Source organism: Kitasatospora sp. NPDC087314 (assembly GCF_044744365.1).
Lineage (GTDB): Bacteria > Actinomycetota > Actinomycetes > Streptomycetales > Streptomycetaceae > Kitasatospora.
In genome coordinates this window covers 1-1,281 of the sequence record NZ_JBIUYE010000053.1, presented here as the reverse complement: position 1 = coordinate 1,281, position 1,281 = coordinate 1, and the positions used below count along the sequence as shown (strand labels likewise).

Below are 1,281 nucleotides of genomic sequence, written 5' to 3'. Positions count from 1 at the left end.
CGGCGGGTTGCCGTGCTTGCGGCTGGGCAGGTCGGCGTGCTTGGTGCGGAGCATGGCCAGGGCGGAGGCGATCACCTGGCGGGTTTCGGCGGGGTCGATGACGTCGTCGACGAGGCCGCGTTCGGCCGCGTAGTACGGGTGCATCAGTTCGTTCTTGTATTCCTTGATCTTTTCGGCGCGCATGGCGTCGGGGTCTTCGGCGGCGTTGATGTCGCGGCGGAAGATGACGTTGGCGGCGCCTTCGGCGCCCATGACGGCGATCTCGTTGGTGGGCCAGGCGTAGGACAGGTCGGCGCCGATGGAGCGGGAGTCCATGACGATGTAGGCGCCGCCGTAGGCCTTGCGCAGGATCAGCTGGATGCGGGGCACGGTGGCGTTGCAGTAGGCGTACAGCAGTTTGGCGCCGTGGCGGATGATGCCGTCGTGTTCCTGGTCGACGCCGGGCAGGAAGCCGGGGACGTCGAGCATGGTGACCAGGGGGATGTTGAAGGCGTCGCACATCTGGACGAAGCGGGCGGCCTTCTCGCTGGCGTTGATGTCGAGGACGCCGGCCAGGGACTGGGGCTGGTTGGCGATGATGCCGGTGACGTGGCCGTCGATGCGGGCGAGGACGCACAGGACGTTGGTGGCCCAGCGTTCGTGGACTTCGAGGTACTCGCCGTGGTCGACGATCTCCTCGATGACCTTGCGCATGTCGTAGGGGCGGTTGCCGTCGGCGGGGACGAGGTCGAGGAGGCTGTCGTTGCGGCGCTCGACGGGGTCGTCGCTGAGGACGGGGGGCGGCATCTCGCGGTTGTTCTGGGGCAGGAGCGAGAGGAGGTAGCGGACCTCTTCGATGCAGGACTGCTCGTCGTCGTAGACGAAGTGGGAGACGCCGGAGACGCCGGCGTGGACGTCGGCGCCGCCGAGGCCGTTCTGGCTGATCTTCTCGCCGGTGACGGCCTGGACGACGTCGGGGCCGGTGATGAACATCTGGGAGGTCTCGCGGACCATGAAGACGAAGTCGGTCAGCGCGGGCGAGTAGGCGGCGCCGCCGGCGCAGGGGCCGAGCATGACGGAGATCTGCGGGATGACGCCGGAGGCGCGGGTGTTGCGCTGGAAGATGCCGCCGTAGCCGGCGAGGGCGGTGACGCCCTCCTGGATGCGGGCGCCGGCGCCGTCGTTCAGGGAGACCAGCGGGGCACCGGCCGCGATGGCCATGTCCATGATCTTGTGGATCTTCTGCGCGTGGGCCTCGCCCAGCGCACCGCCGAAGATCCGGAAGTCGTGCGCGTAGGTGAA

Annotated in this window: 1 protein-coding gene; it reads right to left on the bottom strand. The window is 68.5% G+C overall.

Features of this window, described 5'->3' with window-relative positions; translation table 11 throughout:
- On the bottom strand, positions 1–1,281 hold a 1,281-nt coding region (locus tag ACIO5E_RS39650; protein WP_400677587.1), incomplete at both ends, for an acyl-CoA carboxylase subunit beta.